The following is an 18,187-nucleotide window of genomic DNA, read 5'->3' on the forward strand; positions in this document are numbered from 1 at the left end:
TTTCGCCCGTTCACGGCCGCGCCCGCTAAGATCGGTCCGAACTCAACCGAGGAGGGCGGCTCATGCGTGCAGGACTCATCATCGTCGGCATCATCCTGTTGGTCGCGGGCATCTGGGTGACCTTGGGCAACGGCAGCTACTCGCAGACCGATACCGTGGCCCAGCTGGGGCCGGCCAAGATCTCGGCCACGCACGAGAAAGCGGTGCCGCAGTGGGTGGGCATCGCCGGCATCGTGGTCGGCGGCCTGCTCACCATCGGCGGTTTCGTCAAGAAAAGGTAAGACCGTGGCGCGCCGCGTTCGCGCGGCGCGCCTGGCAGGCGCCGGTACAATGGGTCGATGGATGTTTCGTACCTGATCGACTCGTTGAACGACGCGCAGCGTGAAGCCGTCTGCGCCCCGCCCGGCCACTACCTGGTGCTGGCCGGCGCCGGCTCCGGCAAGACCCGCGTATTGACCCACCGCATCGGCTGGCTGACCCAGGTCGAGCGCGTGCCGCCGTGGGCCATCCTGGCCGTCACTTTTACCAACAAGGCCGCCGGCGAGATGCGCGCGCGGCTCGATTCGCTGATCCCCGGCGGCACCACCGGCCTCACCGTTGGCACCTTCCACGGCATCGCCCACCGCCTGCTGCGTCGGCACTGGCGCGAGGCCGGGCTGCCGGAAGGCTTCCAGATCCTCGACGCCGACGACCAGCAACGGCTGATCAAGCGCGTCGTCGCGGGCCTGGGACTGGACGAGGCCAAGTTCCCGCCGCGCCAGGCGACCTGGCAGATCAATGGCTGGAAGGACGAGGGCAAGCGCCCGGACGCCATCGAGCACGGCAACCACCCGGTCACCCGCACGCTGGTGCAGATCTACCAGGCCTACGAAGAGGCCTGCCGTCGCGCCGGCCTGGTCGACTTCGCCGAACTGCTGCTGCGCGCGCACGAGCTGTGGCTGAAGAATCCCGCCGTGCTCGAGCATTACCAGCAGCGCTGGCGGCACCTGCTGATCGATGAATTCCAGGACACCAACGCGCTGCAATACGCGTGGATCCGCGTGCTCGCGGGAAATGTCGGCAAGGTGTTCGCGGTGGGCGACGACGACCAGTCGATCTACGGCTGGCGCGGCGCCAAGGTGGAGAACATGCAGCAGTTCCTGCGTGACTTCCCCGGCGCGCGCACGATCAAGCTGGAACAGAACTACCGCTCGACCGCCACGATTTTGAAGGCCGCCAACAGCGTGATCGCGCGCAATGGCGGGCGCCTGGGCAAGCAGTTGTGGACGGCGGGCGAGGACGGCGAGCGCATTGCGCTCTACGCCGCCTACAACGAACAGGACGAAGCGCGCTTCGTGATCGAGCGCATCCGCGAATACGTCAACGAGCACGGCAGCGCGAAGGACTGCGCGATCCTGTACCGCTCCAACGCGCAGTCACGCAACTTCGAGGAACAGCTCAGCCAGCGCAGCATTCCCTATCGGGTCTACGGCGGCCTGCGCTTCTTCGAACGCGCCGAGATCAAGGACGCGCTCGCCTATCTGCGCCTGACCGCCAACCGCCACGACGACGCGGCCTTCGAGCGCGCGGTGAACACCCCGCCGCGCGGCATCGGCGACCGCACGCTGGACGTGCTGCGCAGGCGTGCGCGGGCCGAAGGCAGTTCGATGTGGGAGGCGGCGCTGGGCGAGTTGACCGATGGGCGCGAGCTGGCCGGCCGCGCGAAGAACGCGGTGAAAGCCTTCCTGGCGCTGATCGACCAGATGGCCAGGGACTTCGCTCCCTCTCCCGTGCGGGGAGATGGCTGGGGCGAGGGGTCGAGCTTGCCGGAAGCCCCCGCTCCGGACAGCCCCTCACCCAACCCTTTCCCCGGAGGGGACAGGGCTCAGGATCCCGCAGGCCTCACCCTCGCCGAGCAGATGGACCACGCCATCACCCACACCGGCCTGCGCGACCACTACGAAAAGGACAGCCGCGGCAACGGCGAAGCGCGCGTGGAAAACCTGGACGAGCTGGTCAACGTCGCCAGCCGCTTCGCGATGACGCCCGAGGACGTCGAGGCCGGCCTCACCGAACTGTCCGCCTTCCTCTCCCACGCCGCGCTCGAGGCCGGCGAGGGCCAGGGCGAGGCTTGGGACGACTGCGTGCAGCTGATGACGCTGCATTCGGCCAAGGGCCTGGAGTTCCCGCTGGTGTTCCTGGTCGGCATGGAAGAAGGCCTGTTCCCCAGCCAGCGTTCGACCGAGGACGAAAGCCGGCTGGAGGAGGAGCGCCGCCTGGCCTACGTCGGCATCACCCGCGCGCGCGAACGGCTGGTGGTCACCCACGCCGAATCGCGCCGCATGCATGGCACCGAGATGCTCGCCCGCCCCTCGCGCTTCCTGGCCGAGATGCCGCCCGAACTGGTCGACGAAGTGCGCCCGCGCGTGCAGGTCAGCCGGCCGATGTACGCCGGCCGCTACACCGAGACGACCTCGCTGCAGGAAGACCTGCCGGTCAAGCTCGGCCAGCGCGTCAGCCACCCGAGCTTTGGCGAGGGCGTGGTGGTCAGCGCCGAAGGCAGCGGCGCGCACACCCGGCTGCAGGTCAACTTCGCGGGCAGCGGCAGCAAATGGCTGGTCGCTGCCTACGCCAACCTCACGCCGCTGTAGGCCGGATCACGCCCTTGTCGGAGCGCACCTGGGCACGACCGCCACATTCGGGCCACGGGAAAACGCCGGCCGCTGCGCTACCCATTCGGGTCAACGCCGCAGGCGCGCCACGGCGGCGGCGGCGTCCACCTGCAATCCATCGGGCGTGTGCTTGCTGCTGTCCTGCAGGATCCGGTGCACCGCCTGCGCGCTCAGCCGTGGATCGAGCGAAAGCAGCAGCGCGACGATGCCGCTCACGTGCGCGGCGGCCATCGAGGAGCCCGAGCTGAAGTCGTAGCCCCCGCCCGGTTCGGTGCTGAGGATGTCGTGCCCTGGCGCACCGAGCACGCCGGCCGGCGCGGGCGTGTCGGCGGTGACGCGCACCACCAGTACGCCGGGCGTGTCGTCGGGGAAGCCGCCCAGGGTGCCGCTGGGCGGCAATGCCGCCACCACGATGCGACCCTCCTCCAGCAACTGCCCGAGCAGTTGCCCCAGCAAGGGATCGGCCGGGCCGCCCAGGCTCAGGTTGATGACGCGGGCATCGGTGTCGATGATCGCCGCCAGCGCCTTGGCCAGGGTGAACGAATTGCAGCGCGCGCCGCGGGCGTCCGCGCCGGCGTACCAACAGGCCTTGTAGACGCTGATCGCCGCGTCGGGCGCGATGCCGACGATGCCCTGGCGGTTGTTGGCGGTCGCCGCGATGATCCCGGCCACCTCGGTGCCGTGGCGATCCTGGCGGAAGGCCTGCGCGTCGTCGTTGACCAGGTTCTGCGTGGCGACCACGCGCCCCTCGAGATCCGGATGGGCAACGTCCACGCCGGTGTCGACCACGGCGACCCGTGTGTCCTGCCCCTGGCTCACGCTGTGTGCGAGCGCGGCGTCGGTCTCGACGAAACCGCGCTGCAGGTCCGCGTAAGGATCGTTGTAGCGTTGCGGCTGCGCCCCCTGGTCCGCATAGGTGTCGTACTCGTGCAGCGGTTCGGCCAGCGCCACGCGCTCATCCTTCGCCAGCGCCTGCAGCATCGCCTCGCGGCTGGTGCCCGGCGGTGGCTGCAGCACGATGCAATAGAGCTTGAGTGCCTTGATCGGCCACCCGGCGACTTCGGTCCAGCCGTAACGCTGCTGGAGGTCGGTCAGCATGGCCGAGGCGCGCCGCCCGGCGCCGTAATGCGCCGGCGCGGCGTAGCCGAGCAGGCTCGAACCGGCATGCATCGGCGGGGGATCGAGCGGGTTGGCCACGGCCAGGACGATGTCGCGCCCGCTGTCCATCGAGGCGACGCCGGTGGTCGTCGCGACATCGCCCGGCGCGCGCGTCGCCGGTCGGGTCGACGCACAGCCGGCCAGGCCGATCGCGAGTGCGGCCAGCACGAACACACCGGCGTTGCGGCATGTCATGGCCGGGCGTCGGCAGGCTCGGCCAGGCGAATGCCCCGTGCGGCGCGCAGGCGCTTGAGCGTGTCCTGCGCCGAGCCCCGGGCCGCCACTACCGTGTAGGCGCCGACATCGTTGGGTCCGTCGACCACCTTCAGGTCCAGGCCGCGCAGCAGCGCGTCCCAGTCGGCCAGTTTCATGCCGGCATCGGGCACCACGTGGATCGAGCCCTGCATCACCGGCGCAGACTCCTGGCTCAGCGTGCGGTAGACCGGAGCGGGGTTTTCGGACCAGAGCTTCGCGCCGAGGATACCGATGCCGATCGCCTGCACCAGCACCGCCGCGACCAGCGCCCGGCTCAGCCATGGGCTGGCGCGCGCGGGCCGCGAAGCCTCCGCCGGTTCGGGCTGGTCCAGCCGCGCCATCAGGCGATCGAGTCCCGCGTTGGGGTCGAGCCCCACGTCGGCCGGCAGCGTCAGCGCCAGCCGCAGCCGGCTCTGCTGTTCGAATTCGGTGCGGCAGGCCTCGCAGTGTGCGAGGTGCTCGCTCAGCCATTCGTTGTCTTGCGGTGTCGCGGTGCCCTGCAAGACCCAGGGCATGGCCTCCCAGGCACGGGCGCACCTGTTCGGAAATGTCATGGCACGTTCTCTTGATGCGTGATCGACTCGCCCGCCAGCGCCGGCAGCACGTTGCGCAGTTTCACCCGCGCATAGAAAAGACGCGCCTTCACCGTCCCCACCGGGCATTGCATGATGACCGCCACGTCGTCGAGGCTGTGGCCCACGCCGTAGACCAGCTCGACCACCACGCGCTGGTCGACCGACAGCCGTTCCAGGCCCTTGGCCAGCCAATCGCGCAGCTCGCGGTCCTCGCCCGGGTCGTGCGCGGAGGCGCGCTCGTCACGCACCGGGTCGTCCTCGATCGGCTCGTCGCCGTGTTGGCGCAGGGCCTTGAGCCCGCAGCGGTAGGCGATGCCCATGATCCAGGTCGATACGCGCGAGTCACCGCGGAAGCCGCTGGCCTTCTGCCAGGCGATCCAGAAGCAGTCGTTGATGACTTCCTCGATCACGTCCGGCCGTCGGGTCAGCCGTGACAGGAAGCGGCACAGCCGGCCGTGGTAACTGCGATAGAGCACCGCCAGCGCGCCGCGATCGCCCGCGGCCATGCGCTGGAGCAGCATGCGGTCGGTGTCGTCGTCGTGGGTGTCGGTGTCGTTCATGGGACGGCTCAGGCTCCGGTGCGAAGGCGGCCATTTGCCCGGTAGGTGCCCATGCGGGCGGGAAAGGTTGGCTCCAGGCGTCAGAAGGACCAGGACACCGAGGCCATCCAGGGCGACAGGCCGCCGGTGCCGCGCCGGGCGCGGGGTGCACCGTCGGTCGCGATGCGGTCGAGCTCGACGCGCCAGCGGTCCCCGCTCCACGCCAGTCCGGCCTGGCCGTAACGGTAATACGCAGAGCCTTCGCCGTAGTAGCGGTAATAGCCGTAGCCCCGCTGGAACCGCGCCGCGCCGGCTCCCGCCAGCAGCGAAAAATGGCGCGTCAGTGGCCAGCGCAGGTTGGCCTCGGCCAGCGGGTTGGTGCGTGCGTCGGCGCTGCCGACCGGGCGCCGCGCGGCCAGGTTGAGGGTGAGGATGTCGCGGTAGATCCAGGCCAGGTCGGCCTCCACCCGCTGATAGCCGCGCGCGCGTTCGCGCCGGGGCGCGTCGTAGTAGAGGGCGCTCGCCTGCATCTGCCAGTTGGTCGACACGGGCCAGGAATACGCCACGTGCAGCAGGCCCTCGGCCAGCCGCGTCGAACGCAGTTCGCTGGCCGCCGCTACGCCGAAGGACCAGCCGCTCGGCGCGTCCCAGCGCAGCTCGCCCTGCAGGACCGGTCGGGTGGAGGTCAGCGGCAGGCCGCGATCGACCAGTTGCGAGGTCAACGCCACCGTGCCGCCGAACGGCGCGGCCTGGGCGTGCAGCGGCGCACGCGGGAGGGCCAGCGCGAGCGCGGCAAGACCGATCGGCAACGCCCTGCCCGGCCGCGAAAACGGGACGAGCCGGCCCCGGACCCGGTCAGTGCACCGTGCCCAGGAAGCGGATGAGATCGTCACGCTGCTCGGCGTCATCCAGGCCATCGTATTTCATTTTCGTGCCCGGATTGGCCTGCTTCGCGGGCTGCGAGAGGTACCACTGCAGCTTGTCCGGCGTCCATGTCCAATCGGCGCGTTGTAGCGCGTCCGAATAGTGATAGTCCGGCAGCGCACCGGCACGGCGCCCCACGATGCCGGACAGGCTGGGTCCCTTCTTGTTGCGCCCGGCGCGGATGCTGTGGCATTCGCTGCATTCGGAACGGAACACGTCCTTGCCCGCGTCGGCGTCGCCGGCGAGCGCAGGCCGCGGACCCGCGAGCGTGCCCAGCAGCAGCCAACCCACGGCGAAGAGCGGCAGGCGGCGCCGCTGGAACAGCTTGGTCACGTAGCACTCCTGATGTCTCGCTTGGGCTCGCCCGCGGCGTGCCGCGCTAGAACATGACGCTGGCGGAAACGAAGAACGCGTTCAGGTCCGACGCGTCCGTGGCCGGCGCACCCGGCGGCGCACCGAAAATGTTGGAACGGCGGCCGTTGAACCGGGTGAAGCGGAACCAGCTGAGCGCCAGCTTGAGGTTGGCGGCGGTGGTCCAGGCGTCGTCCTTGCCCCACGGCGTCCAGTACAGGCTGAGCAGGTTGCTGGTCGTGGCCGGGTCGCCCGGCGCCCCATAACGCACCGGATCGCGCGAGCCGGTGCTCATCAGGTAGGTGGCGCTGATGCCATAGCTCTGGCGGAAGGTGTACGTGGCCGTCAGCACCTGGTCGTGCGCCGTGGCATGCGCAGGCGCGACCCGTCCGGAAACCGCCAGCGGGCTGCCGTAATGGCGTCGCTCCATGATGTTCGCGTAGTTCAACTGGACGATGTGCTCGCGGTTGCCCAGGTACTGCCAGGTGAGGTCGTAGCCGAGGTCGGTGATGTCGTCCGCCGAAGCGCTGCGCGGGCGGCGTCGCTGGGTGGTCAGTGCCACGACGCCGGCCGAGAAGAACTGGCGCTTGAAGTCCTTCATCCACGCCAGGCGGAAGTAACCGGTGCCGCTCAACCGTCCCGGGTCGCCCGAGCGCGAGTAGCCCAGGTCATCCTGCTGCGAAACCGCCAGCGAGCGGTAGCTGCCGACCTCGGCGTACCACTGCGCGTCGTAGAAACCGTAGACGCCTCCGCCGACCACGCGATGGGCAAGCGAACCGGGGCTGGACGGATTGAGCAGGGTCCCGGTGACGCCCGGCGGACCCAGGTAGGCCGGCGCCGGCAGCGCACCGACCGGGTCGTCGAAGCCCGGGTTGTTGTTCACGCTCACGCCCAGGACCAGGTCGCGCCCGTCCAGTTTGAGGTCGTACGCCACGTAGCGCAGGTCGACGTTGCTCAGCCTGGTCGCGTAGCCGCCATCACCTTGGTGGTCGGCCTCGATCTTGACGAAACCGCCCACGTGCTCGGTCAGCCGGCCGGCGAGATAGAGGTCTGCCTCGGTGAGGTTGGTCGAGCTGTCGCCGCGCTTGCGGTCGCTGTACTGGGCGATCAGCTGTCCGGCCAGCGGCAGCTTGGTGCCCTCGCCGTCGGTCTCGGTGAAGCCGTTGATCTTGAAGCGCATGCCGTAGGGCGTGAGCGACGGGCCGTAGGCGGCCGCATGGCAATCCGCGCAGGCCGAGCCGGTTTGCCGCGCGAACGCCGCGGTCGCCTGCACCGACGTGCTGGCCGCAAGCAGCAACAGCACCACGAGCCAACCCGCGAGAGCCGGCGCGCGCCGCTGTGTCGGGCGATCGGAATGGAACGGCATGGGTTCTCCTCGAGGTTTCCGGAACAGGCGAAAGATGTGCTGCCGATCAACGGCGCTTCGGCCACATGCCGCGAAGCACCGCATCGCGCAGCACAAAGTGGTGCCAGAGCGCGGCCGACACATGCAGCAGGGCCAGCGCGAGCAGGACCCAGGCCGCGTCCTGGTGCCACGCCAGCAACTGGTCGGCCAGGTCGAAATCCGGCGCCACCAGGCGCGGCAGCGGAAGTCCGGCGAAACGCACCCGCTTGCCCTGCGCGTCGCTGAGCAGCCAGCCGAGCAGCGGCAGGCCCAGCATCGCGGCATACAGCGCGGCGTGGCTGAGCCCGGCCGCGGCGCGCATGGGCCGGCTGGATCGGGCGAGCTCCGGCAACGGGCCCAACCAGAAGCGCAGCACGATGCGCACGGCGAAAAGGCCGAGCACGCACAGGCCCAGGTGGCGATGGACGTCCAGCAGTCCATTGCGCAAGGGGCGGGCGTCGATCAGGGTGCGGGCCAGGATTACGGCCGCCGCCAGCACGAGGCTCAGCACGGTGAGCCAGTGCAGTCCCACCAGTGCGCGCGGCCGGGCCATCGTCGGCGCCGTGTCGAGCCGGGGCGGGATCAGGCCCGCGATGCCCCCACCGTCGATGCCGGCCTTGTCGTCTGCCGCTGCCATGAGCCCCTGTTTCGTATTGCGGTTGGTCGTGAACCGCCGGTCGCGGCAGCGCCGGGAGGCGGGAGGTTTCAGGCGAATGAGTGCGCGGCCATCCGCGAAAGGTTGCCGCGCTCGCTTTTTTCCGACGGGGAGAGCCTCAAGAGCGCGAAGTCCTCGAAATCGCCGACCGCCGCGCTCCCTCTCCCACCGGGGAGATGGCTCAGAGCAATGCGAGGCACGCTCAATCGCCGACTGCTTTTCCTCCCTCTCTCCCGGGAGAGGGCTCGAAGGCGCCCGCATCCACCCACTCGAACCCAACCTTCCGCCAACCGCCCGGCACTTAAGCGAGGTGAGTCGTCCACGACGCATCCGTTGGCCGAAGGACATGGACATCAAGCGCATCCAGTTGCAGTCGCACGGGGACCACCGGGGCATGCTCATTGCCCTGGAGCCGGAGCGGAACGTGCCGTTCCCGATCCGCCGCGTGTACTACCTGTTCGCGACCCGCGAGAACGTGCACCGCGGGCGCCACGCACACCGCCACCTCAACCAGCTGGCGATCACCGTGCGCGGCTCGGTGAAATTCATGCTCGACGACGGCAGCGGCCCGACCGAGGTGGTGCTGGACGATCCCTCGCAGGGGCTGCTGCTCGGGCGCATGGTCTGGCGCGAGCTGTACGACTTCAGCGACGACTGCGTGCTGATGGTGCTGGCCGACCAGCCCTACGACCCGGACGACTACATCACCGACTACGACCTCTTCCTCAAGGAGGTCAACGCCGAGCTCTACCCGGCGGGGCTGGTGGCATGTCTCGACCGCTAGTCCTCGTCGGCGCCGGCGAGTTCGCGCAGATCGCCTGCGAATACTTCCAGCACGACAGCGACTATGACGTGCTCGCCTTCAGCGTGGAGCGCGATTACCTCGTGCAGCCGCAACTGGCCGACCGCCCGGTACTGCCCTGGGAAACGCTGGAGGAGCACTACCCGCCCGGCGAGGTGGAACTGTTCGTGGCGATCCCCGCCAGCCAGCTCAACCGCTTGCGCCGGCGCTTCTACCTGGAAGCGAAGCACCGCGGCTACAGGCTCGCGACCTACGTCAGCTCGCATGCCTTCGTCTGGCGCAACGCCGAGATCGGCGAGAACTGCTTCATCTTCGAGAACAACGTGATCCAGCCGTTCGTGCGCGTGGGCGACGATTGCGTGCTGTGGAGCGGCAACCACGTGGGCCACCGCACGGTGATCGAGGACCACGTGTTCGTGTCCTCCCACGCGGTGATCTCCGGCTACTGCCGCATCGGCGAAGGCAGCTTCATTGGCGTCAACGCGACCTTCAATGACGGCGTGAAGGTCGCGCCCTACAACGTCATCGGCGCGGGCGCGCTGGTCACCCGCGATACCGAGCCAGGGCGTGTCTACGTCGGCTCGCCGGCGAAGGCGATGCCCAACCGCGCCAGCTTCGGCGTGAGCCTGTAACCATGTTCGCCTGGCAGAAGAAGGGCCTGGTGTTCGACACCGCGCGGCGCAGCGTGGGCGCGTGGATGCGCCACTCCGCGCTGACGCCGACGCCCGTGGCGCTCGATGACGAACGCATCCGCGTCTACGCCGGCTTCCGCGACCTCGAGGGCGTCAGCCGCATCGGCTACGTCGACCTGCGCGCGGACGATCCGACCGTGGTGATCGGCGTCAGCCGCGAGCCGGTGCTGGACGTCGGCCGCGGCGGCTGCTTCGACGACAACGGCATGATCCTGGGCGACGTCGTCCGCGCCCCCAGCGGGCTGCACCTGTTCTACGTCGGCTTCCAGCGCGTGGCGCGCGCCAAGTTCCTGGCCTTCACCGGACTTGCGGTGTCCCGCGACGGCGGCGAGCACTTCCGCCGCGTGCAGGAGACGCCGATCCTCGACCGCGCGCCCGGCCGAAGCACGATCGCCGCCGTGCACTCGGCGCACTACGAACAAGGCCGTTGGCGGCTCTGGTACGCCGTCGGCGACGACTGGGAACAGATCGACGGCAGGCCCTTCCCGCGCTACCACATCCGCCACGCGGAAGCGGCCAGCCTCGATGCGATCCCGCGCGCCGACCACGTGTGCCTGCTGCCGCGCGGCAGCGAGTACCGCATCGGCCGGCCGCGGGTGTATCGGCTGGACGGCCGCTACGTCATGTACTTCACCCGCGGCAACCGCACCGGCGAGTACTTCCCCGGCGTCGCGATGAGCGAGGACGGCCTCGCGTGGGAGCGGCGCGACGAGAGCCTTGGGCTCTCGTTGTCCGGGAGCGGCTGGGATTCGCGCACGATCTGCTACCCGGCACTGCTGCCCCAGCGCGACCGGCTGCTGATGTTCTACAACGGCAACGACATGGGCGTGGACGGCTTCGGCGTGGCCGAGGCGCGCCTGCATGTGCGCGCAGGTGCCGCCCATGCTCAGGCTTAGGCCCTACGCGCCAGCCGATGCGGTGGCCTGGGACGCGCTGGTGGCGCGCTCGCGCACCGGCAACCTGCTGCATCGGCGCGGCTACATGGACTACCACGCGGAGCGCTTCACCGACTGCTCGCTCATCGTCGAGCGCGACGGCGAACCGGTCGCCGCATTTCCCGCCAGCCGCGATGGCCGCGTGGTCACCAGCCACGGCGGCCTCACCTACGCCGGCCTGCTGTCGACCGCCGCGCTACGCGCCGAGACGACGCTGGCGGTATTCACGCAGATGGCCGCGCACTACCGCGCCGCCGGCATGCGCCGCGTGCTCTACAAGGCGGTGCCGTCGGTCTTCCACGCCTACCCCGCCGAGGAGGACCTGTACGCGCTGCATCGCCTGGGCGCCCATCTGGTGCGTCGCGACCTCTCTTCCGTGGTCGCGCTGCGCGAGGGCTACCGCTTCTCCGCCGAGCGCCGGCGCGACATCCGCCACGCGCGCGAGGCCGGCGTGCGCATCGAAACCGGCGGCGACCTGGCCGCTTTCCACGCCTTGCTCAGCGAAGTGCTCAAGCGCCACGAGGCGACCCCCACGCACAGCCTGGACGAACTGCGCCTGCTGCAGTCGCGCTTCCCGCGGCAGATCCTGCTGTACACCGCGCACGTCGGCGGCGAGTTGCAGGCCGGCGCGCTGGTCTACGACTTCGGCCGCGTGGTGCACACGCAGTACCTGGCCACCTCCGAGGAAGGCCGGCGCACCTGCGCGCTCAGCCTGCTGCTGGGCGAACTGATCGGCAGCGTGTATGCCGACCGCCACTACTTCAGCTTCGGCGTCTCCACCGAGCAGGACGGCCGCGTGCTCAACGGCGGCCTGGTGACGCAGAAGGAACGGTTCGGCGCGCGCGCCGTGGTGCACGACTTCTACGAGTGGCCGCTGTGATGGAAATGCCACGCATCGACGTGCCGTTCCTGAGCCTCGAGGCGGTCAACGCCCGCCACGCCGACGAGCTCAAGGCCGCGGCCGCGCGCGTGATCGACTCGGGCTGGTACGTGCTGGGCGAGGAACTGGCCGCGTTCGAAAGCGAGTTCGCCGGCTGGTGCGGCGTGCGCCACGCGATCGGCGTCGGCAACGGACTGGATGCGCTGGCACTGCTGCTGCGCGGCTACATCGAGCTGGGCCGGCTGGCCGAAGGCGACGAGGTGATCGTGCCCGGCAACACCTTCATCGCCAGTTTCCTGGCGATCACCGGCAACCGGCTGGTGGCGGTCCCGGTGGAACCGGACCCGGCCAGCTTCAATCTCGATCCGGCGTGCGTGGAAGCGGCGATCGGTCCGCGCACGCGGGCGATCATGGCGGTGCACCTGTACGGCCAGCTCGCCGAGATGCCAGCGCTGCGCTCGCTCGCCGGGCGGCACGGCCTGCTGCTGGTCGAGGACGCCGCGCAGGCGCATGGCGCTGCGTTCGACGGCCGCCGCGCCGGTGCCTTCGGCGATGCGGCCGGCTTCAGTTTCTTCCCCACCAAGAACCTCGGCGCGCTGGGCGACGCCGGCGCCGTCACCACCGATGACGACGCCCTCGCCCACTGCGTCCGGGCGCTGCGCAACTACGGCTCCGAGGTGAAGTACCAGCACCGCCTGCGCGGCACCAATTCGCGGCTGGACGAACTGCAGGCCGCGCTGCTGCGGGTGAAGCTCCGCTACGTCGACGAGGACACCCGCCTGCGCCGGCAGGTCGCGCGGCGCTACCTCGACGGCATCCGCCATCCCGACATCGTCCTGCCGTTCGTGGCGCGCGAGGACGCCCACGCCTGGCACCTGTTCGTGCTGCGCTGCCGCCACCGCGACGCGCTGCAGCGCCACCTGCTCGCCTGCGGCATCCAGGCCCAGGTGCACTACCCGGTGCCGCCGCATCGGCAGCCGGCCTACGCCGGACTGCTCGACGTGCACCTGCCGCTGACCGAGCGCCTGCACGAAGAAGTGCTCAGCCTGCCGCTCGGTCCGACGCTGGCCGACGCCGACGCCGGACGCGTGATCGCCGCGGTCAATGCATTCCGGAGCCCGGCATGAACATCGCCCGCGCCAGCCTCTACTCCACCGCCGCCACCGCGGCGCGGCTGCTCGCGGCGCTGGTGGTGGTCAAGCTGGTCGCCTCGTTCGCCGGGCCCGAGGGCATCGGCAAGCTGGGCCAGTTCATGAGCCTGATGTCGCTGCTGGCGGTGCTCGCCGGCGGCGGCATCAGCGCGGGACTGGTGAAATACGTGGCCGAGTACCGCGAGGACCCGGCGAGGCTTTCCCGCCTGCTCGCCTCGGCGCTGTGGTACGCGCTGTGCGCCTCCTGCCTGATCGGCTGCCTGGCCCTGTTGTGCAGCCGGCCGCTCGCGCTGTGGCTGCTGGACGACGCGCGCTACCAGGGCCTGATTCGCACGCTGGCCGTGGCGCAGCTGGGCATCGCGCTGGTCAACTACCTGCTCTCGGTGATCAACGGCTTCATGGACGTGCAGCGCCTGGCACTGGTGCAGGTCACGGGTTCGGCGATCAGCATCACCGTGGCGCTGGTGCTGTCGGCGTGGCTGCACCTGTATGGCGCGCTGCTGGCACTGATCCTGGGCCAGGTGCTGTGGCTGGCGATCGGGTTGCCGGCGTTCCGGCGCAGCCCCTACTTCCGCCCCGGCATGTGGAAGGCGCGCTTCGATCGCGAGATGACCGCGCGGCTGGCGGCGTTCTCGATCATGACGCTGAGCTCGGCGGTGCTCTCGCCGTTGGTGAACATCGCCGTACGCCAGCACCTTGCCGCGCAGTTCGGCTGGACCGAGGTCGGCTACTGGCAGGCGGTGACGCGGGTGTCCGACGCCTACCTGCTGTTCCTCACCGCGGCGATCAACATCTACTACCTGCCCAAGCTCGCCGCCACGCACGAGCGCGACGCGCTGGCGCACGAGCTGTTCCAGGGCTGGCGATTCCTGATGCCGGTCGTGGTCGCACTGGCGCTGGCGGTCTGGCTCGGGCGCGGCTGGATCACCCGCTTCCTGTTCACCAGCGACTTCGCGCTGGCCAACACGCTGTACGGGCCGCAGCTGATCGGCGACGTGATCAAGATCGCCTCGTTCGTGCCCTCCTACGTGATGCTGGCCAAGGCGATGACGCGGCTGTTCGTCGCCTCCGAATGCGTGTTCGCGCTGGGCTACCTGGTACTGGTGCACCTGCTCACCGCGCGCTTCGGGCTGGTCGGCGCGGTGTACGCCTTCAGCGCCAACTATGCGCTGTACCTGGGCTTCACCCTGGTGGTGGCGCGACGCTACCTGGAGCGGCTATGAGCGCGCCGCTGGTCTCGGTCCTGATCCCCGCGTTCAACCACGAGCGCTTCGTGCAGCGCTGCCTAGACAGCGTGCTGGAAGACCCGTGGCCGGCGAAGGAGCTGGTGATCATCGACGACGGCTCGACCGACGGTACCGGCGAGCGCATCGCGGCCTGGGTCGCGCGGCATGCGCGCGAGATTCCCGTGCGCTTCCTGCGCCGCCCCAACAAGGGCGTGGCCGCCACGCTCAACGAACTGGCCGCGCTGGCGCGGGGCGAGTTCCTGCGGCTGGGCGCCAGCGACGACTATTTCCTGCCCGGCGGGCTGGAAGCGCAGGTGCGCTACCTGCAGGCCCACCCAGGCAAGCAGGCGGTGGTCGGCGATTCGATCGTCATCGACCAGCACGACCGATGCCTGCACGAGAGCGGCATGTGCGGACTGCACCGTGCCGACAAGCGGCTCTATCGCACCGACGCCGGCATCCGTCGCGCGGTGATCGGCCAATGGGCGGTCGGCGGCGCGGTGGTGCTGCTGCGTCGCGACGCGTTGCAACGCGTCGGCGGCTGGACCGAGGGCTTGCACATCGACGACTGGGATTTCTTCCTGCGCCTGGCCGCGCGCGACGCGCTGGGCTTCATCGACGTGCGCGTGTGCGCCTACCGCGTCCACGAGGCCAACCTGAGCAAGACCCGGCACGTCGCCACGCGCGTGTCGAACCTGGTCGAATCGCGCCACGTCGCCCTGCGCCACGCGCGTCTGTTCGAGGGCGCGGACCGCATCCTGCTCAAGGCACAGGCGCACTACATCGGCGCCAAGATCGCCTTCCTGCGGCGCCAGCCCATCGCACTGTCCTGGCACATGGCCGCCTACCTCGCCCTGGCCGCGCTCGCCCGTACCGGCCTGGCGGCGCCGCCGACCCTCGCGAGGCACGCATGACGCTGCTGCGTTTTCCTTCCCTCTGGCTCGCGTTGCCGCTGCTGTTCGCCTGCGCGGTGACGCTGCTCACCTACGACCTGCCCGAAGGCTACGGCGAGGGCATCACGCTGCTGGCCAGCTGTGCCGGCGCGGTGCTGCTGCTCGATCTGGTGACGGGCAACCGGTTGCCACCGCTGGCGCGCTTTCGCCTGCGCGAGTACGCCGGCACGCGCGAGGGGTTTGTCGCGCTGGCCTTCGCGCTCGCCGTGCTGGCTTTCTGCCTGCTGGACCTGCTGCTGTTCCCGGTCGCGCTGGTGGACGATCCACGCGCCTACGCCACGATGGAGGGCGGACGCGAGCACATCCGGCACATCTCGGACATGTGCTGGGTGCTGCCGCCGGTGGGGCTCCTGTGCGCGCGCAAGCGCTGGCTGCGCCGATCGCTGGTGGTCGCGGGCCTTTTGTTCCCGATCCTGGTGATCGACCGCAACCGCCTGCTCAACGGCCTGTTCGCGCTGGCGCTGGTGATCGTGCTGCGGCGGGACGAACACGCGCCATTGCCGTGGAAGCGCATCGTGCTGATCGCGCTGGCCGGCGCCACCGTGTTCTCTGTGCTGGGCATGCTCCGTTCCGGTCCGCTGGAGGGCCTGACGCTGCCTTTCGGCGGCCTGTATCGCGCCTCGCCGCAGGGCATCAAGTGGCTGCTGCTCTACATCAGCGCCGGGCCGTACAACTTCGGCGCGATCGAGGCGAAGCATTACCTGGACGCCAGCTTCCTGATCCACCAGACGGTGCCGCTGAGCGGCTCGGTGGCGACCGCCGGCACGTCCATTCCACTGGATTCGCCGACGGTCAACGTGGGCACGGAGTTCTTCCCGTTCCTGATGGCCTGGGGCCCGGCGGGCGCGGCGGCGGCGGTGTTCGCGCTGTACCTGTGGCTGCAGTGGAGCGTGCGCCGGCTGTGGCCGAACGTGTCGCTGTTCGGGCTGCTGGTCTTCCTGCGCATGGCCTACGTCTGCCTGATGGCGCCGTTCGCGCCGCAGGCTTTCATCTGGACCAACGTCGACTTCATCGCGCTTTGCCTGCTGCTGCAGTTGTTCGCCGCGTGGCTGCCTGTGCGCGCCCCCACGCTTTCGATCCACCCGACCTGAGTGCATGCCCATGGAACATGACGAGATCTACCTGATCGACCTGTGGCGGATCCTGCGCCGCGAATGGCGCTGGTTCGTCGCCGTGGCGGTGGTGGTGGCGGCCGCGGTGTTCTTCGCACAGACGGCGCGCCCGCGCTGGGAGGCGACCGCCTGGATCCGGCCCGGCCAGCTTTCGCCGGTGCCGCCCGGCCTGGACCCTCGGATCGAGCCGTTCCAGCGGGTCATCGAGCGCATGGAGACGCACGAGTTCCAGGACGCGGTGCTGCACGACCTGGGCCTGTCGCCGCGTTCGGCCGAGGCCCACCTGTACCGGGGCAGCTTCGATCTCGACCCCTCGCCCTACGCCGGCCTGCTCAAGCTGACCCTGCGCGGGTACTCGCGACAGCAGGCGCAGCGCTTCGTGCAGGTCACCTTCAAGCACCTGCAACGGCTGCACGAGGGGCTGATGGCCGAACCGCTGGAGCTGGCGCAGGCACGGCTGAAACAGGCCGAGGCACAACTGCGCGATGCGACCGCCGAGCGCGACCGGCTGCGGCAGGCCCTCGAAGAATCGCGCGAGCGCCAGGACCTGATGCTCGCCAGCATGGTGTTGAGCAGCAGCAACCAGGAGGTGCGCCAGCTGCAGCAGACCGTCAGCGACCTGAAGGCGCGGTTGACCGCCAGCTACTCCTACCAGACCACGCTCGCCTGGCCGATCTACGTGCCCGACCATCCGGTCTATCCCAACCGCGTGCTGATCTGGGGCGCCGGAGTGGTGCTCGGGTTGGGCCTGGGGCTGGTGGCGGCGGTGGCGCGCAACGCAGCGCGGCGGGCGGGGAGGCTGGTCGCGAGCGGCCCTTCGACGCCGGCGCTGGGCGCCTACGCCCAGGGCGAACGGGGAGTTGGGCAACGCTAGCAAGCGCTTGCCCTCGAACCCAACGTTCGACGTTCCCTTTGCCCGGGACCGGACGGGTGAGGTTTCGGGCGAAGCGCGGCATCCGGTAGAGCTCTCTGTCCATCCGCTCTCCCGGGGGAGAGGGCTCGGCTGCAACTTCAACCACACCCCGCACACCAGGCACTCACATCAGCCATGGAACGCCGGCCGCATCCGCATGGCGCCACGCGAGGACAGCATGAACCACCCACTCCCCCTCGCTCCGCCCGACGCATCGCACGGTGCGATTAGCGAAGCGCAGTTGCTCGACACCCAGCGTGCCTTCGACAGCGTGGCGCCCGACTACGACGGTCCGCGCGGCAACAACGAGCTGATCCAGCGCATGCGCGTGCAACTGTGGGACACCGTGCAGCGCGAACTCCCCATCGGCTCGCGCCTGCTCGACCTCGGCTGCGGTACCGGCCTGGACGCGTTCGAATTCGCCCGCCGCGGCTACGGTGTGCTGGCCACCGACTGGTCGCCGCAGATGGTCGAACGCACCCGCGCGCGCGCCGCCGCCAGCGCCTTGGCCAGCCAGGTCGCCACCGCCCACCTCGGCGTGCAACAGCTCGACCGCCTGAGCGGCGAGTTCGACGGCATCTACTCCAACTTCGGTCCGCTCAACTGCGCTCCCGACCTCGCCACCGTCGCCAGAGAATGCGCCCGCCTGCTGCGCCCGGGCGGCAAGCTGGTGTTCTCCGTGATCGGCCGGCTCTGCCCCTGGGAGCTGGGCCACTATGCGATCCGCGGCCGCTTCCACCGCGCCGCCGTGCGCTGGGCGCGCAAGCCGATGGCGGTGGGCATGAACCGCCACGTGATCTGGACCCGCTATTACCTGCCGCGCGAATTCCACCGCGCCTTCGCCGCGCACTTCGCGCTCGCCTCCTACCGCGCGCTCAGCCTGTTCCTGCCGCCGCCCTACCTGGTCGAGTTCTACCGTCGCCACGAGAGGTATTGCGAACGGCTCGGCCGACTCGACGACCGCCTCGGCGGCTGGCCGCTGCTGCGCGACATGGGCGATCACTTCCTGATCGTGATGCAGCGTCGCTGAG

The 18,187-nt window shown here is 69.8% G+C and carries 19 protein-coding genes; 12 read left to right on the forward strand and 7 right to left on the reverse strand.

Annotated features, from left to right (window positions below; genetic code table 11):
- Positions 1-62: 62 nt before the first annotated feature.
- Entirely contained in the window at positions 63-281 is a 219-nt protein-coding gene (locus ACFWZ1_RS15490; RefSeq protein ID WP_231321809.1) for a hypothetical protein, read from the forward strand.
- A gap of 57 nt (positions 282-338) precedes the next feature.
- Positions 339-2,630, forward strand: a complete 2,292-nt coding sequence (locus ACFWZ1_RS15495; RefSeq protein WP_439667092.1) for an ATP-dependent DNA helicase — start codon at positions 339-341, stop codon at positions 2,628-2,630.
- A 90-nt stretch (positions 2,631-2,720) separates the two neighbouring features.
- Here ACFWZ1_RS15495 and ACFWZ1_RS15500 read toward each other — a convergent pair whose 3' ends face one another.
- The 7 genes from ACFWZ1_RS15500 to ACFWZ1_RS15530 form a co-directional block, all read right to left on the reverse strand.
- On the reverse strand, positions 2,721-4,004 hold the full coding sequence (locus tag ACFWZ1_RS15500; RefSeq protein ID WP_439667093.1) for a S8 family serine peptidase: 1,284 nt from the start codon (positions 4,002-4,004) through the stop codon (positions 2,721-2,723).
- Positions 4,001-4,618: an anti-sigma factor family protein gene (locus ACFWZ1_RS15505; RefSeq protein ID WP_439667094.1), complete on the reverse strand. Its 618-nt coding sequence runs from the start codon at positions 4,616-4,618 to the stop codon at positions 4,001-4,003. The genes ACFWZ1_RS15500 and ACFWZ1_RS15505 overlap by 4 nt, the downstream gene beginning before the upstream one ends.
- The gene (locus tag ACFWZ1_RS15510; protein ID WP_231321814.1) at positions 4,615-5,199 is read right to left on the reverse strand and encodes an RNA polymerase sigma factor; all 585 of its coding nucleotides are present in this window, start codon (positions 5,197-5,199) and stop codon (positions 4,615-4,617) included. The genes ACFWZ1_RS15505 and ACFWZ1_RS15510 overlap by 4 nt, the downstream gene beginning before the upstream one ends.
- Positions 5,200-5,279: 80 nt before the next feature.
- Positions 5,280-5,987: a hypothetical protein gene (locus ACFWZ1_RS15515; RefSeq protein WP_439667095.1), complete on the reverse strand. Its 708-nt coding sequence runs from the start codon at positions 5,985-5,987 to the stop codon at positions 5,280-5,282.
- Positions 5,988-6,033: 46 nt separating this feature from the next.
- A complete protein-coding gene (locus ACFWZ1_RS15520; protein WP_439667287.1) occupies positions 6,034-6,426 on the reverse strand; it encodes a c-type cytochrome in 393 nt (130 codons plus the stop codon).
- Between the two features lie 55 nt (positions 6,427-6,481).
- Positions 6,482-7,819 (reverse strand): cytochrome C, encoded by a 1,338-nt coding sequence (locus ACFWZ1_RS15525; RefSeq protein WP_439667096.1) that lies wholly within the window; start codon positions 7,817-7,819, stop codon positions 6,482-6,484.
- A gap of 46 nt (positions 7,820-7,865) precedes the next feature.
- Entirely contained in the window at positions 7,866-8,390 is a 525-nt protein-coding gene (locus ACFWZ1_RS15530; protein ID WP_439667288.1) for a cytochrome b, read from the reverse strand.
- Between the two features lie 448 nt (positions 8,391-8,838).
- Here ACFWZ1_RS15530 and ACFWZ1_RS15535 point away from each other — a divergent pair, with 448 nt between their 5' ends.
- The 10 genes from ACFWZ1_RS15535 to ACFWZ1_RS15580 all read left to right on the forward strand — a co-directional run bounded on the left by ACFWZ1_RS15535 (position 8,839) and on the right by ACFWZ1_RS15580 (position 18,186).
- A complete protein-coding gene (locus ACFWZ1_RS15535) occupies positions 8,839-9,276 on the forward strand; it encodes a sugar 3,4-ketoisomerase (protein ID WP_439667097.1) in 438 nt (145 codons plus the stop codon).
- Positions 9,261-9,926, forward strand: coding sequence for an acetyltransferase (locus ACFWZ1_RS15540; protein ID WP_439667098.1), 666 nt, complete (start codon positions 9,261-9,263; stop codon positions 9,924-9,926). Before ACFWZ1_RS15535 ends, ACFWZ1_RS15540 begins: the two co-directional genes overlap by 16 nt.
- A gap of 2 nt (positions 9,927-9,928) precedes the next feature.
- Entirely contained in the window at positions 9,929-10,882 is a 954-nt protein-coding gene (locus ACFWZ1_RS15545) for a hypothetical protein (RefSeq protein WP_439667099.1), read from the forward strand.
- Positions 10,869-11,801 carry a GNAT family N-acetyltransferase gene (locus ACFWZ1_RS15550; RefSeq protein ID WP_439667100.1) on the forward strand — a complete coding sequence of 311 codons (933 nt, stop codon included), beginning with the start codon at positions 10,869-10,871 and terminating at the stop codon, positions 11,799-11,801. Before ACFWZ1_RS15545 ends, ACFWZ1_RS15550 begins: the two co-directional genes overlap by 14 nt.
- A 14-nt stretch (positions 11,802-11,815) precedes the next feature.
- Complete coding sequence (locus ACFWZ1_RS15555; RefSeq protein WP_439667289.1) at positions 11,816-12,928, forward strand: DegT/DnrJ/EryC1/StrS family aminotransferase; 1,113 nt, start codon at positions 11,816-11,818, stop codon at positions 12,926-12,928.
- Complete coding sequence (locus ACFWZ1_RS15560; protein ID WP_439667101.1) at positions 12,925-14,175, forward strand: O-antigen translocase; 1,251 nt, start codon at positions 12,925-12,927, stop codon at positions 14,173-14,175. The genes ACFWZ1_RS15555 and ACFWZ1_RS15560 overlap by 4 nt, the downstream gene beginning before the upstream one ends.
- Positions 14,172-15,092, forward strand: a complete 921-nt coding sequence (locus tag ACFWZ1_RS15565; protein ID WP_439667102.1) for a glycosyltransferase family 2 protein — start codon at positions 14,172-14,174, stop codon at positions 15,090-15,092. Before ACFWZ1_RS15560 ends, ACFWZ1_RS15565 begins: the two co-directional genes overlap by 4 nt.
- The gene (locus tag ACFWZ1_RS15570) at positions 15,089-16,222 is read left to right on the forward strand and encodes a hypothetical protein (protein ID WP_439667103.1); all 1,134 of its coding nucleotides are present in this window, start codon (positions 15,089-15,091) and stop codon (positions 16,220-16,222) included. Before ACFWZ1_RS15565 ends, ACFWZ1_RS15570 begins: the two co-directional genes overlap by 4 nt.
- Positions 16,223-16,226: 4 nt before the next feature.
- Positions 16,227-17,117: a Wzz/FepE/Etk N-terminal domain-containing protein gene (locus ACFWZ1_RS15575; protein ID WP_439667104.1), complete on the forward strand. Its 891-nt coding sequence runs from the start codon at positions 16,227-16,229 to the stop codon at positions 17,115-17,117.
- Between the two features lie 217 nt (positions 17,118-17,334).
- Positions 17,335-18,186, forward strand: coding sequence for a class I SAM-dependent methyltransferase (locus ACFWZ1_RS15580; RefSeq protein WP_439667105.1), 852 nt, complete (start codon positions 17,335-17,337; stop codon positions 18,184-18,186).
- Position 18,187 lies beyond the last annotated feature (1 nt).

Origin of the sequence: Frateuria sp. GZRe14 (assembly GCF_051900395.1) — a bacterium.
Taxonomy (GTDB): domain Bacteria; phylum Pseudomonadota; class Gammaproteobacteria; order Xanthomonadales; family Rhodanobacteraceae; genus Frateuria_A; species Frateuria_A edaphi.